Source organism: Sphingobium sp. TomTYG65 (assembly GCF_055395525.1).
This window is the reverse complement of record NZ_AP027330.1, coordinates 1,247,451-1,261,255: the sequence shown is the minus strand read 5'-3', so window position 1 is coordinate 1,261,255 and position 13,805 is coordinate 1,247,451. Positions and strand designations below refer to the sequence as shown.

Sequence of the window (13,805 nt, the reverse complement as noted above, 5' to 3'; positions counted from 1 at the left end):
AGGGGCCGCTTTGCGGCCCCTTTCTCATGAGGAGAGGGGGAGGATCGTTACCTGATCACCCGTTGCCGCGGGCGACGAGCCTGCAGGGCGAAGTATGAGACTGTCCGCCTGAGCCATGGCTGCTGTCGCAGCGCTATCTTGCGAGGTGACTGCTATCATGCCGTCGCCGGTGCGGAAGGCGCGAAGATAATCATCCCGATCGCCGGTTGCCGGTAGTGGCGCGGCCAGCGTCGCAACGGCGGTGCGGGGCAGGGGATCGGCCGCGCCAGCCATGTGCCGGACGAGCGGCAATAGGAACAGGGTTGCAGTCACGAAGGCTGAGACCGGATTTCCGGGCAGGCCCAGGAAAATGGCGTCGCGCAGCGTGCCCGCCATCAGCGGCTTTCCTGGCCGCATGCGGATCTTCCAGAAATCAATATCGCCGCCAACCCCCGTAAATGCGGGGCGGACGAGGTCATGATCGCCCACTGACGCGCCGCCGGTGGAGACTATGATGTCGGCTTGGCTGGCATGGTCGAACGCCTGCTTCATCGCATCGAGATCATCGGGGATGATGCCGATGTCGAGGATCTCGCAACCGATAGCGCGGAGCATCGCTGCGAGCATAGGTGCATTGGAAGAGGGGAGACGGCCCGGCGGTGTAGGCGATCCAGGTGGCACAAGTTCGTTGCCAGTGGAGAGCAGGGCGATCCGCGGGCGGGAACCTACAGGCAGTGCGCCGTGCCCACCCAAGACGGCGAGCGCTATCTGAGCAGGGCCGACAGCGGCTCCTGAAGGCAGGAGAAGTTGGTGCTTACGGAAATCCGAAGCAGCGGGTCGCACATTGCGGCCGATGGAAAGAGCCGGCCCACGAGCATTGAGCGAGCCGTTTGAAAGATCAGCATCCTCCTGAATGAGGACGGTGTCGGCGCCAAGCGGCAGCGGGGCACCTGTGAAGATGCGGCAACTCTCGCCGGGAACCATGGGCGGTGGAAGTGCACCGCCGGCCGTGCTTTCGGCGGTTACGCGCCAAGGGCCAGGCCATTCGGCGGCACGGATCGCAAAACCGTCCATGGCCGATAGATCAGCCCAGGGCTGATCTCGCAAGGAAAGGACATCGCGGGCTAGCCAACGGCCAGCGCATTCGGAGACGGGGATCTCCTCGTCGGGTAGGCGGCGACCGAGGGCCAGCAATCGGGCCTGCGCCTCCGCGACGGGGAGCAGGCTCATGCCGCGCGCCAGTCGCCTGACTTGCCGCCCGACTTGGCGATCAGGCGGACATTGCCGATGACCATCCCCTTATCCAACGCCTTAGCCATGTCGTAGATGGTGAGCAGCGCGACAGATGATGCGGTGAGCGCTTCCATTTCCACCCCCGTCTGCCCGGTGGTTCTGGCGGTCGCAGTGACGGTGACGCCGGCGGGCTCAAGATCGAAGTCGATGCTGACCGATGTCAGCGCAATGGGGTGACATAATGGGATGAGGTCAGCGGTGCGTTTGGCGGCCATGATCCCCGCGACCCGGGCAACGGCCAGGACATCGCCCTTCTTGACCAATCCTTGAGCGATTGCGGCGGCCGCCTCCTCGCTCATGGAGATATGGCCGGTCGCGACGGCTTCGCGAGCGGTTACCCGCTTGGCCGAGATATCGACCATATGGGCTGAGCCATCTTCGTCGAGATGAGTGAGGTTGCTCATGCCCCGGTTATAAGCGCGCGGGTAGCTGCTTCGACGTCAGGCTGACGCATAAGGCTTTCGCCGACAAGGAAGCAACGGACGCCATGCTCGGACATGGCTACCAGGTCGGCATGGCTGCCAAGGCCGCTTTCGGCGACGAAGGTGCAACCTTCGGGAGCTTGGCCGACCAATTCATAGGTGCGGGCGAAATCGACGCTAAAATCGCGCAGGTCGCGATTGTTCACGCCGATGAGGCGCGATCGCAGCTTCAGGGCGCGCTCCAGTTCATGGGCGTCATGCACTTCGATGAGGGCGTCCATGCCGAGGCCCAGCGCGGCATCCTCAATCTCCGCCATCTGCCCGTCTTCCAGCGCGGCGACGATGATCAAGATGGCGTCTGCGCCAAGCGAGCGGCTTTCCAGCACCTGCCAGGGATCGACCATGAAGTCCTTGCGAAGGACCGGCAGGGCGCAGGCGGACCGTGCGGCCATGAGATAATCATCATGGCCCTGAAAATAAGGTTCGTCAGTGAGTACCGACAGGCACGCGGCTCCAGCGGCGGCGTAAGCCTGAGCGTGAGCCGGGGGATCGAAATTCTCGCGGATCAGACCCTTCGACGGGCTTGCTTTCTTGATCTCGGCTATGAGGCCGAAGCCGCAACGGGCGGCGTTGTCGAGCGCATGACGGAAGCCGCGCGGGGGCGCCTGTTCGGCGGCGCGGGCGTGCAGGGTCGACACGGTGACCGCAGCTTTGCGGCGCGCGACTTCCTCCCGCTTCGTATCGCAGATTTCGATGAGCTTGTTGGTCATTTATAGGCAATCCAGCAATTGAGCAGCGCGTTGGCAAGCCCGCGGTCAATAGTTTCGGCCGCTTCCTCGACGCCCTCGCGCAAATCGGCCACAGCGTCCGCCACGATGAGGGCGGCAGCCGCGTTGAACAGGACCGCGTCGCGATAGGGACCCTCTTCACCCTGCAGCAGCGCACGGAGAGCGGCGGCGTTATGGGCAGGATCGCCGCCGCGAATGGCTTCCACCGGGTGAGTGGGCAGGCCAGCGTCGGCGGGGGTGAGGCGGCGCATTGCCACGACGCCTTGGGCCGTGACTTCGGCGACGTCATTGCCGCCAGCGAGAGAGAGTTCATCCAGCCCTTCGTCGCCCGACACGATCATGGCCCGATCCACGCCCAGGTCGGCTAGCGCCTCGGCATAGATGGGGACATAGGCGGGGCGAGCGATGCCGACGAGCTGGCGACGGACGCCTGCAGGATTGGCGAGCGGACCCATGAGGTTGAAGATGGTTCGCTGACCGATCGCTTTTCGGATCGGGCCAAAACGCTTGAGCGCCGGATGATGCTTCTGCGCGAAGAGGAAGCAGATGCCAAGATCGCCCAGCGTCTCCTCCGCCGTCTCGGCGGCGCGGTCGAGGTCAAGGCCGAGCGCCTCCAACGTGTCTGCTGCGCCGGCCTTGGAAGAGGCGGCGCGGTTGCCATGCTTGGCTACGGGCACCCCCGCCGCCGCTACGACGAGCGCGACAGCGGTGGAGACGTTGAGCGTGTGATGGCCATCTCCCCCCGTTCCGCAAACATCGATCGCGCCTGTGGGAGCGGCGACAGGGATCATCCGGGTGCGCATGGCGCGGGCGGCAGCGGCGATTTCAATCGCGCTTTCGCCACGCTGCGCCATGGCGACCAGAAATGATGCGATCTCGCCCTCTGGAAGGTCGGCGTCGAACAGCAGGTCGAAGGCGTGCGCGGCTTCGGCAGCGCTCAGCGGCGTCGTCGGATCGGGCAGGCGGGTCATCGCTTGTGCCTTAATCATGCTGCTACGCCTGAGTCGAGGGCGAACCTAGGAAAGTTAGCGATGCTGGACCGGAGGCGTCCGCCTGTGCGCGAGATCAGGCAGGCGCGCGCTCGCGCACAGTGATACCGGCAATGCGCATGAAGTTCGCCAGCATCTCATGCCCATATTCGGTAGCGATGCTTTCCGGGTGGAACTGCACCGAGTGGATCGGCAGGCTCTGGTGACGGAAGGCCATGACCGATCCGTCCTCACTGGTTGCATTCACGACAAGGTTTTGCGGAATGTCCTCCACGATCAGCGAGTGATAGCGCGTCGCCGTAAAGGGGGAGGGAAGGCCTTTGAACAGGCCCGTGCCGTCATGCGCGACAGGGGAAGTCTTGCCGTGCATCAGGCCGCCGCGCACGACTTGGCCGCCGAAATGCTGGCCGATCGCCTGGTGGCCAAGGCAGACGCCCAGCAACGGAGCGCCTGCGTCGGCGCAGGCTGCGACGAGATCGAGGCTGACGCCCGCCTCATTCGGCGTGCAGGGTCCCGGAGAAAGGAGGAAGGCGCTTGCGCCGCTCGATAGGGCCTGGCCTGCGGAAATGGCGTCGTTGCGAACGACTTCGACTTCGGCCCCCAGCTCCATCAGATAATGGACGAGGTTCCAGGTGAAGCTATCGTAATTGTCGATGACGAGGATCATAGGACGAAGGCTATAGTGCGCCGAGCGCGCGGGGCCAATGGGAATTGGTGATTGCCTAAATGAACCCGCTGCATCCTGTGGCGTTCTCCATCCGTAATGAATTGAGAAGGATGCGATGAAGCGCAGACGCATGGGCAAGTTCCGGAGCTGGCTTCCTACGCGATCGAAATGGGGCGCGACACTTTCGAAAATTGGCAGTCGGAATTTCTGCAACTGATCTGGTAAGTCATTGGCCTGGCCTGTTTTCCTCTATGTCGGATCGCCAGCATCAAAGGAGAATGACGACCGATTGGAAGCGAAGATCGACGAGCTTTTAAAGATGGCGGGAGGCAAGGATGCCGACCAGCTGATCCGTGAGATCGACGTCCGCTATCTGCGCGCGGGCGGCCATGCCAAGCCGCACGGCCATGATGTCGGCCACGAATGACGGCCTGCGGGAACCGAGACGCAACTCAGCCGCTTCTTGACGACATCAGTTCGTGAGGAGGACGAAATGGCCAAAGCCGAGTTTACCGACGCAATTGCCCTGCTGAAAGCAGATCACCGCAAAGTTGAAGAGCTGTTCGAGCAGTTCGAAAAAGCGAAGGCGGCCACCCGTAAGCAGGATATCGCGCATCAGATCTGCACTGAACTCAAGATCCACACGATGATTGAGGAGGAAATTTTCTATCCAGCCTTCCGGGGCAAGATCGAAGATGACACGCTGGACGAAGCCTATGTTGAGCATGACGGCGCGAAGGTGTTGGTGAACGACATTGAAGCAGGATCGCCCGAGGATGATTTTTACGACGCCAAGGTCACCGTGCTGTCCGAAGAGATCAAGCATCATGTCAAGGAAGAGGAAAGGCAGTCGGACGGCATGTTCGCGCAGTGCCGGAAGACCGATGTCGATCTGGTCGAACTGCGTGATCGGATGATGGCTCGGAAGCAGGAGTTGATGGAGCAGGCCAGGACGGGCGGGCTGCCCGTGGCGAAGCCAAAGGCTGTTCATCTGGTGGCGGCCTGACCGGAAGGTTGAAAAAGCCTGCGCATTATCCCATATGCGTCCGTGCCGGGTTCGCCCGGCTATGGTGATAAATCGTGTCGTGCAATAGGCGCAGCGGACCCGGGGGCAGTACCCGGCGGCTCCACCACATGTCCCGCTCTGCGGGGCGTCTGACGGGGCCGAACTAGGATCGACGTGTGTTGAAAAGCGGTACCTTCACCCGGCCTGAGTACGCCGTAAAAAGGTTCAAAACTCACAAGTGCCAACGATAACGAGGCTCTTGCTCTTGCTGCGTAATTGATGGCCTAACGGCCGGACATTACCCAAAAAGAACGCGGTTGAACCCACCGGGCAACAGAAGGGAATTCAGCGGCCTCCGGAGGAGCCGGGCAACAGAATCCTCCGGACCTCTCCATTCCCGGATAAAATTGGGCGCTGGCTACAGCGTGGCCGCCGTTTCGCTGTGCGCGCGTCGACCGCTTTGCCGTGTAGGTGATTCGCCCGGATCGTTGGCCTGTGCTAAAGGTGCGGAGACCCGGAGACGGCTGAATTGAAGCAGGAAGTCGAGCTGAAGCTGGAATTGCCGCAGGATGCTGTCGAGGCGTTCGGGCGGTCAGCCTTTCTGCCGGCCGAATGCGATGAGGCGAACCTTCAGGCCGCCTATTTCGACACGCCAGACAAGCAGTTGAAAGCGCTAGGCTATACGCTGCGTATCCGCCGGTCGGGGGACAAACGCGTACAGACGGTGAAGGCCGGCTGCGAAGGCGGTGGTGGACTGTTTGCGCGTGCTGAATGGGAAATGCCGGTGACGCAGGATGAGCCCGTGATCGATACCCGGACGCCTATCGCGGGCCTTTTGGGCGATGATGCGGACAGCATTGCACCTGCCTTTCACGTCGATGTCGAGCGGCGAACTTGGTTGATCACAGAAGACAAAGCCGAAATTGAATTGGTGCTCGATAGGGGCGTGGTGCGCGCCGGTGAACGGCAAGCACCGATTTGCGAGATTGAGCTGGAGAGCAAGACTGGCGAGCCGTACGCGCTCTTTTCTTTGGCGCGGCGGATCGAGGAAGTCGTGCCGGTTCGGCTGGGCGTCGCCGCCAAGTCTGAACGGGGTTACCGGCTGCTGGATTCGGCGTCTGCGTCCTTCAAGGCGGAACCGGTGATGCTGAAGCCCGGTAGCCGCGCGGAAGACGCATTCCAAACTGTCGCTCGCGCCTGCGTGCGTCACTACCGGCTGAACGAGGGATTGCTGCTCGACCATTATGATCCGCTTGCACTGCATCAGGCGCGCGTTGCGGTGCGGCGGCTGAGATCGGCGTTGACGCTGTTCAAGCCGATGCTCGAAGAGGCGGACGTCACCCGATTCCAGGATGAACTGCGCTGGTTGGCGAAGCTGCTGGGCGAGGCGCGCGATCTCGACGTGTTGGTCGAACGGACCGCGCCAGGAATATTGCACGACCGTATCGACGAGGCGCGCGCGACGGTTCACGGCAAGGTGATCGAGGCTCTGAAATCTCAGCGTGCGCGCGGTATGATGATCGATATCGTAGAATGGTTGACTCTGGGCGCCGGGAATATGGATTGCAGGGCCGGGGGACTAGGCGACGAACTGGCCGAGCAATTTACGGCCCGCCGTTTACAGCACTTCCACCATTGCGTCGTGAAGCACGGCCGCAAGATGGCGAAGCTAAACGACGAGCAGCGCCATGAAATCCGCAAGAAGGCGAAGAAGCTGCGATACGCGTCGGAATTTTTCGGAGGGCTTTTCACCGGCGAGAAAAAGGAACGGCGGCGGTATAGCCGCTATTTCAAGACGCTGGAGGTGCTGCAGGATCAGTTGGGCGCGCTTAACGATTTGGTCAGCGCGCCTGGTCTGTTGGCGCAGCATGGGCTCTCAGGCGATGCCGGAGCGGTGAAGGGGCGCGGAGCCAAGAGGAAGCTGATTGCGGCTGCGGCAGACGCCCATGCGGAACTGGCGGAGGCAAAGCGTTTTTGGAGATGAAGATCAGGCCCAAGGCCGTTCGCGATACCATTTGGTAATGATATGTTTGACGCCGCTGCGGACTTTCATGCCGTGGTGCAGGCTGGCACCATTATATCTGCCCGGCTCTAATCGATTGTTCCAGGCGAGCAGCTTGCCGGCTTCCGGATGGACCGTCTTGCCGATCTTGACGAAGCGCGTGGCGCCGCCAGCCGCGGGCTGATTAAGATAGACCATAAGCGTCCAAGTGCGATTGCCGGCGACCGTGCAATATCGTTCAAAGTCGATGCCGCGAGGTTCGAAATAGTCGGTGTGGGGTTTGAACTCCTGACCCACGGCATAACGCTGCCCTTGGATCGGCTCTCCATAGGCGGGATCGATCCCGGCAAAGGTGGCGAGCTTGTCGTCGATTGCAGCGATAAAGGGGTCAGCGCGATCCAGGTCGCAGGTTTCGCTGGTGCGGAAGCGTGAGTCGCCATTGGGGTCGGCGATCGTCGAGGGGCGGCGGCTCGCTTCGATGCGGTCAATCAAGCCGGCGCATTCCTCAAGGCTGAGGAAGTTTCGCTGTATGAACAGCGTCAGTTCACGGTTCGGCACGCGTTGGATATTAGGATGGCCAGCGATCCAGGCCGGATCGGCATCGGGCTCCTGGGGAACGGGACGGTTGGACATGATCGGCCTTGAGGCGGAAAAGCTGACCTCTAGCTATCGCTCGGCGCTTGAATTGCAAGCGTCGTCGCTTGCGGATTGCCGCCGTCACGGATAGGTCACATATCTGTCATCCAGCAGTAAAAACAGTTTCCTAGCAGGCGCCGGTATCAAGGGGGACTACCAGGTTCATGCGCGTGCCTTTTCGCGGCAATATTCAAAGCCTTGGCAATCGGCTCGGCCCGATCGATTGGCTGCGCGTCGTCGAGAAGCTGCTTCTCGGACTGCTTGCACTACAGTGCACGCGATTGCTGTGGGCCGTGCTGACGCCGGTGGGCAGCTTCGGGCCTTGGGAAGGGCGGCAGGCGCAGTTTCCCAACTTGGCTGCGCGGCAGAGTTTATTCTCAGGCTTTGACCCATTTTACCGGGGCGGAGCCGCGCAAGCGGCAAGCGGCGGCGTTGTCACTTCGCTGGCGCTGACAGTCTATGGTATCCGATTGAATGAAGGTTCCGGGCTTGGGTCAGCGATTATTGCGGGCCCGGACGGTGTCCAGAACAGCTTCGCTGTGGGCGAGGAGATATTGCCCGGGGTGATGCTGAAGGCGGTTGCGTTCGATCATATCACCATCGACCGGGGCGGCGCGGAAGAGCAGGTTTTCCTTGACCAATCACAGCCCTCATCCGCTCTGGCTGCACCGGGAGGGGACGGAGCGCCGACGGCGATCACCGGTACGGACAATCCTACTGCGGATGCGCTGAAGCGCGACATTGGTTTTGTACCGCGTGTGCAGAATGGTCGCATCACCGGACTTATCCTGACTGCTCGTGGTCCAGCGTTCCAGAATGCAGGTTTTCAGCCGGGCGATGTCATCACTGAGGTCGATGGCCAGCCGGTTGGCTCACCGAGCGATCTTCAGGCGCTGCAGGGCAAGATCATGCCCGGCGCGCGAATTTCTCTGACAGTTGAGCGTGGTGCGAACCTGTCGACAATCAATCTTACCCTGCAAGGCCAATGACCAGAAAATTGCTTCTTTCCGCTTCCATGGCCCTTGCGCTCGTGACGCCTATCGCTTCGCCGCTGATGGCGCAGCAGACGCTCAATGTGAGGGACGCGGATATCCGCGCCTTCATTCAGGACGCTGCTCGGGTGACGGGGCGGACCTTCATCATCGACAATCGCGTCCAGGGTAAGGTGTCGGTCGTGACCGACCGGCCCTTGTCGCGATCAGAATATTTCGAAATTTTCCTGTCCACGTTGCGCGCGAATGGCCTTGTCGCCGTGCCAGCGCCGGGCGGAGCCTATCGTATTCAGCCCGCTGATGGCGCCGCCGGACAGCCCAGCGTGGTGGGACGCGCGACCAACCGCAATCAGTTCGTGACGGAGGTGTTCCGCCTGCGCTCGATCGATGCGGCGAGTGCGCTGGAAACGCTGCGGCCGTTGGTGAGCAAGGACGGATCGGTTACGGCCAACCGCGCGGGAAACAGCGTCGTGGTGGCTGACTATGCCGACAATATCGGGCGTATCCGACAGGTTCTCGCCAGGATTGACCGCGACACGGCCGCGACGCAGACGGTGATGTTGCGCAATGCTGGGGCGCGTGAGATTGCGACATCGCTCCAGGCTTTGGTGCAAAGCGGGGGTGAGGGTGCGCAGCGCTCTGCGACGATCGTGCCGATCGACAGCAGTAACTCGGTTGCGATCCGCGGCGATGCTGGAACGGTGGCGCGGTTGGCGCAAATGGCGCGCGACCTTGACAGGCAGGCGGCGAGCGGGACCGAGATCCGCGTCTATTGGCTGGAGCATGCCGATGCCGAAAAGCTGCTGCCCGTCCTACAGCAATTGGTGGGGCAATCGACCAATTCCGCGGTGACGGCGTCGGTCCCAGCCGCCGGTAACGGAGCGGCTCCACCTCCCGCCACCCCTGCCGCCATGGTGTCGAGCGGATCTTCCGGCAGCGGAATTTCAACGCGGGGGCCAGCCATCGTGACCCGCTATGAGGGGGCGAACGCCATCATCGTCGCGGCGAACAGCGACGTGCAGCGCATGCTGGGCGAAACGATCCGCCAACTCGATACGCGGCGTGAGCAGGTTCTGGTAGAGGCGATCATCGTCGAGATCAGCGATGCCGCGGCCAGAAAGCTGGGTGTCCAGTTTCTGATAGGCAGCACCAAGACAGGCTTTGCCGCGACCAACTATTCCAACGCCAATCCCAATATCCTCACCTTGGCGGGTGCGATTGGCGCACGGGAACTGGGCAATACCACGACCGTCACCACTCAGGCCAACGGCACTGTGACGACGACGACTTCGCATAACAGCAGCGAACTGGAAACGTCGCTTCAACAGGCGGCGGTGGACAGCCTGATGAATGCGACCGGCGGCTTTGGCGGCGTCGCCACTAGGCTGGGCAGCAATGGCGTATTCGGCGCGATCATCAACGCCGTGAAATCCGACACCGACAGCAACATCCTGTCCACGCCTTCGGTGATGACGCTCGACAATCAGAAGGCTTCGATCCTGGTCGGGCAGCAGGTGCCGATCACGACCGGTGAAGCACTGAGCCAGAATTTCGACAATCAGTTCCGCACCGTTCAGCGGCAGGATGTCGGCATCAAGCTCGAGGTGAAGCCACAGATTAATACAGGCGGTGCGATCAAGCTGTTCCTGAAGCAGGAGGTGTCCAGCGTTGCCGGGCCGGTGAGCAACAACAATAGCGACCTCATCATCAACAAGCGTGAGATCGAGACGACGGTGACGGTCGATGATGGCGAGATTCTGGCGCTGGGTGGCCTGCTGGACGACAATGAGCGCAAGACGATCGAGCGTATTCCGCTGCTGTCCGACATTCCCGGGTTGGGCGAATTGTTCAAGTCGCGTTCGAAGAGCCGGACCAAGACGAACCTCATGGTCTTCATCCGGCCGACGATCCTCCGGTCCAAGGAAGATGCGCAGCGCCTGACGCAGCAGCGCTATGGCTATGTTCGCGACATGCAGTTGCGGCGTAATCCGGACGCTGAGCCGAGCATCGACCAATTGGTACGCGACTATATGGGGGCAGAGCCGCCTGCCGCCGCGCCCCGGCCAGGTGACGCGGTGGTGCAGCCCGCCGCGGAAGTGATCGAGCCGACTTCGCGTCAGTCAAGCAATGTGGTGCGACCTGTCGATGCGCAGTCCGAAGGGAGGAAGCGGTGAGCTATCGGGGGCTTCCGTTCACCTTCGGCTTCGACAAGCTCAACTGCAACGGAGGATAGGGTGAACCAGCCCGAATCCGATCAGCCCGGGATCACGCCGCACTTCGCTCCGCGCGCAGTCGATATCCCCTATGTCTTTGCGCGCAAGCATGGTGTGGTCATGCTGCCGCCAGAGGGTGAGCGCCTGACTGTCGCGGTGCGCGAGGGCAGCGATCCGCGCGTGCTGTTGGAGGTGCGGCGGCATCTGGCTCGTAGTTTCGACGTCCGGTTCGTCGACAGTGCGCAATTCGATCGGCATCTGTCCGATCATTACGCCATGGAAGGCAGCGCGGCGGCGATGGCGGGGTCGCTCGAGGTGGGCGCGGACGAGTTGGACATTCTGGCCGCTGACATTCCGACCGCCGACGACCTGCTGGACAGCGCCGACGATGCGCCTGCGATCCGGCTGATCAACGGTATCATTGCGGAGGCGGCGAGGCAGGGTGTCTCCGACATTCATATCGAGCCCTATGAGACCGGGCTGATCGTGCGGATGCGGATCGATGGCGTGCTGCGCGAGACGCTGCGTATGCCGCCGCATGTCGCGCCGGTGGTCGTCAGCCGCATCAAGGTGATGGCGCGGCTCGATATTGCCGAGCGGCGCGTGCCGCAGGATGGCCGCATCGGCCTGACACTGGGCGGCAAACTGCTCGACGTGCGTGTATCTACCTTGCCGAGCCGGGCGGGGGAGCGGGTGGTGCTGCGTATTCTCGATAAGGAGAATGCAGGCATGAACCTGGACCTGCTGGGCATGGCGGGGGCGGCGGATCGGATTTTCCGTGAAGGATTGCAAGAACCGAACGGGATTATTCTGGTTACGGGCCCGACCGGGTCGGGCAAGACGACGACCCTCTATGCGGGTCTGAGGCAGTTGAATGATGGGACCCGGAACATTCTGACCGTCGAGGATCCGGTCGAATATGCGGTCGAGGGCGTCGGGCAGACGCAGGTCAATGCCAAGGTAGGTCTGACCTTCGCGGCGGGGTTGCGGGCCATCTTGCGGCAGGATCCCGATGTGGTGATGGTCGGGGAAATCCGCGACCGGGAGACGGCCGAGATCGCGGTGCAGGCGTCGCTGACCGGGCATCTGGTGCTGTCCACGGTTCATACTAATGATGCGGTGGGAGCGATCACGCGGATGCGGGACATGCGGGTGGAGCCGTTCCTTCTCGCCTCGACTCTTCGCGCGGTGATCGCGCAGCGGCTGGTGCGGCGGTTGTGCCAGCATTGCCGGGAGCCGGTGCAGGCGGACAAGTCGGCGAGCGCCCTTCTTGGTTTCGATCCCGGAACGATCATCTACCGCGCCCGCGGCTGTGAGGAATGCAACGGGACGGGCTATAAAGGCCGCATTGGTGTGTTCGAGGCGATCCGGGTGGATGATACGATCCGCCGCCTGATCAACGATGGCGGAGATGAGTCGCTGATCGCGCGTCATGCCTTCCTGAACGCGCCCAATCTGGGATCGGCTGCGCGCGCTCTGGTGCGCGATGGACAGACCACCGCCGAAGAAGCCATTCGCGTGTCGCGGCGCGACGCGGCCGAGGTGGAAACCATCGGCGATGGCTGAGTTCGACTATATCGCGATCGACCCGGCGGGGAGGGAACGGTCGGGCAAGGTCAAGGCCGAGACTGTGGATGATGCCCGCGCCAGGCTGGATGCGCGCAAGCTGTTCATCGTCCGCATCGAGCCGGGCGCTGCCGATAAAGCGGCTAAGCGGGCGGCCCTGTCGCTGCGGTCGCCGCGCCTGTCGGCTAAGGAACTGACGCTGTTCACGCGTCAGCTGTCCACGCTGATCCAGGTCAGCCCGCTGGAGGAGTCGCTTCGCACGATCGGACGGCAGAGTGAGCAGGCGCATGTGCGCGCGATCGTGGCCAAGGTGCATTCCGGCGTGCTGGAAGGCCGACGTCTCGCCGACGCGCTCGGAGCCGAGCCGAAGAGCTTTCCGCCGCTGTACCGCGCGATGATCTCCGCGGGCGAAAGCTCAGGAAGCCTGCCGACGATCATGGAGCGATTGTCCGAACTGATGGAGCGGCAGGCGGTCATCCGGTCCAAAGTGTTGACGGCGATCGCCTATCCCAGCGTGCTTGCCGCCTTTGCGGTGTGTGTGGTCGCGGCGCTGATGATTTTCGTGGTGCCCAAGGTGGTCGAGCAGTTCGACACGGTGGGTCAGGACCTGCCGCTTTTGACGCGAATGGTCATGGGGATTTCCGCCTTTCTGGCAGGCTATTGGTGGCTGCTGGCGATCCTGACCGGATTGGCTGCGCTGGCCTTCTGGCGCGCCCTCAAGATCGAGAGCTTCCGTTATCGTTTCGACGCGATGCTGCTGCGCCTGCCTTTGCTCGGCCGCCTGATCCGCGACCTTCATGCAGCCCGAATGGCGCGTACGCTATCGACGATGGTGGCGAGCCGCCTGCCGCTGATGGAGGGGCTGTCGCTCACAACGCAGACAGTCCACAACCGGGTGCTGCGCCAGGCGTCCGAAGAGATTGTCGAAGCCATTCGCGGCGGCGGCAGCCTGTCAGCGGCCTTGCGGCGGGCAGGGGTGTTTCCGCCGCTGCTCGTCTATCTCGCAGCGAGCGGCGAGAGCGCGGGACGGCTCGACACGATGCTGGAGCGAGCGGCCGATTATCTTGAGCGGGAGTTTGACAGCTTCACGTCAGCGGCCCTTGCCATGCTGGAGCCGGTCATCATCATCCTGATGGGCGGGATTGTCGCCGTGATCATCCTGTCCATCCTGCTGCCGATCCTGCAATTGCAGAGCCTTACGGGGGCTTGAGGAGTGAATATGTCGCATTGCAATCCACCCGACGATTGCGTT

Annotated in this window: 13 protein-coding genes and 1 other RNA gene; 8 read left to right on the top strand and 6 right to left on the bottom strand. The window is 62.4% G+C overall.

Going from position 1 to position 13,805, the window contains the following annotated elements:
- Nucleotides 1-24: 24 nt before the first annotated feature.
- From ACZ5Y5_RS06315 to ACZ5Y5_RS06295, 5 genes are all read right to left on the bottom strand, one after another.
- On the bottom strand, nt 25-1,209 hold the full coding sequence (locus ACZ5Y5_RS06315; protein ID WP_464810319.1) for a molybdopterin molybdotransferase MoeA: 1,185 nt from the start codon (nt 1,207-1,209) through the stop codon (nt 25-27).
- Entirely contained in the window at nt 1,206-1,676 is a 471-nt protein-coding gene (moaC, locus tag ACZ5Y5_RS06310) for a cyclic pyranopterin monophosphate synthase MoaC (protein ID WP_464810318.1), read from the bottom strand. The genes ACZ5Y5_RS06315 and moaC overlap by 4 nt, the downstream gene beginning before the upstream one ends.
- Nucleotides 1,673-2,464, bottom strand: coding sequence for an indole-3-glycerol phosphate synthase TrpC (gene trpC, locus ACZ5Y5_RS06305; RefSeq protein WP_464810317.1), 792 nt, complete (start codon nt 2,462-2,464; stop codon nt 1,673-1,675). The genes moaC and trpC overlap by 4 nt, the downstream gene beginning before the upstream one ends.
- Nucleotides 2,461-3,453 carry an anthranilate phosphoribosyltransferase gene (gene trpD, locus ACZ5Y5_RS06300; RefSeq protein WP_464810484.1) on the bottom strand — a complete coding sequence of 331 codons (993 nt, stop codon included), beginning with the start codon at nt 3,451-3,453 and terminating at the stop codon, nt 2,461-2,463. Before trpD ends, trpC begins: the two co-directional genes overlap by 4 nt.
- A 94-nt stretch (nt 3,454-3,547) precedes the next feature.
- Complete coding sequence (locus ACZ5Y5_RS06295) at nt 3,548-4,138, bottom strand: anthranilate synthase component II (protein WP_464810316.1); 591 nt, start codon at nt 4,136-4,138, stop codon at nt 3,548-3,550.
- Nucleotides 4,139-4,427: 289 nt separating this feature from the next.
- On the opposite strand from ACZ5Y5_RS06295, the gene ACZ5Y5_RS06290 reads away from it, so the two are divergent.
- The 4 genes from ACZ5Y5_RS06290 (at nt 4,428) to ACZ5Y5_RS06275 (ending at nt 7,128) form a co-directional block, all read left to right on the top strand.
- Nucleotides 4,428-4,565 carry a hypothetical protein gene (locus tag ACZ5Y5_RS06290; RefSeq protein WP_464810315.1) on the top strand — a complete coding sequence of 46 codons (138 nt, stop codon included), beginning with the start codon at nt 4,428-4,430 and terminating at the stop codon, nt 4,563-4,565.
- 66 nt (nt 4,566-4,631) lie between these two features.
- Nucleotides 4,632-5,144 carry a hemerythrin domain-containing protein gene (locus ACZ5Y5_RS06285; protein WP_464810314.1) on the top strand — a complete coding sequence of 171 codons (513 nt, stop codon included), beginning with the start codon at nt 4,632-4,634 and terminating at the stop codon, nt 5,142-5,144.
- Nucleotides 5,145-5,148: 4 nt separating this feature from the next.
- Nucleotides 5,149-5,492: a transfer-messenger RNA gene (gene ssrA, locus ACZ5Y5_RS06280) on the top strand.
- A gap of 181 nt (nt 5,493-5,673) precedes the next feature.
- On the top strand, nt 5,674-7,128 hold the full coding sequence (locus tag ACZ5Y5_RS06275; RefSeq protein ID WP_464810313.1) for a CYTH and CHAD domain-containing protein: 1,455 nt from the start codon (nt 5,674-5,676) through the stop codon (nt 7,126-7,128).
- A 3-nt stretch (nt 7,129-7,131) separates the two neighbouring features.
- Here the strand turns inward: ACZ5Y5_RS06275 and ACZ5Y5_RS06270 are convergent, their stop codons facing one another.
- Nucleotides 7,132-7,779 (bottom strand): prolyl hydroxylase family protein, encoded by a 648-nt coding sequence (locus tag ACZ5Y5_RS06270; protein WP_464810312.1) that lies wholly within the window; start codon nt 7,777-7,779, stop codon nt 7,132-7,134.
- Between the two features lie 167 nt (nt 7,780-7,946).
- On the opposite strand from ACZ5Y5_RS06270, the gene ACZ5Y5_RS06265 reads away from it, so the two are divergent.
- Genes ACZ5Y5_RS06265 through gspF form a run of 4 tightly spaced genes read left to right on the top strand, consistent with a single transcriptional unit; the run spans nt 7,947 to nt 13,763 of the window.
- On the top strand, nt 7,947-8,771 hold the full coding sequence (locus tag ACZ5Y5_RS06265) for a type II secretion system protein N (protein WP_464810311.1): 825 nt from the start codon (nt 7,947-7,949) through the stop codon (nt 8,769-8,771).
- Nucleotides 8,768-10,948, top strand: coding sequence for a type II secretion system secretin GspD (gene gspD, locus ACZ5Y5_RS06260; RefSeq protein WP_464810310.1), 2,181 nt, complete (start codon nt 8,768-8,770; stop codon nt 10,946-10,948). The genes ACZ5Y5_RS06265 and gspD overlap by 4 nt, the downstream gene beginning before the upstream one ends.
- Nucleotides 10,949-11,008: 60 nt before the next feature.
- Nucleotides 11,009-12,553, top strand: a complete 1,545-nt coding sequence (gene gspE / locus ACZ5Y5_RS06255; RefSeq protein ID WP_464810309.1) for a type II secretion system ATPase GspE — start codon at nt 11,009-11,011, stop codon at nt 12,551-12,553.
- Entirely contained in the window at nt 12,546-13,763 is a 1,218-nt protein-coding gene (gene gspF / locus ACZ5Y5_RS06250; RefSeq protein ID WP_464810308.1) for a type II secretion system inner membrane protein GspF, read from the top strand. The genes gspE and gspF overlap by 8 nt, the downstream gene beginning before the upstream one ends.
- Nucleotides 13,764-13,805: the final 42 nt, after the last annotated feature.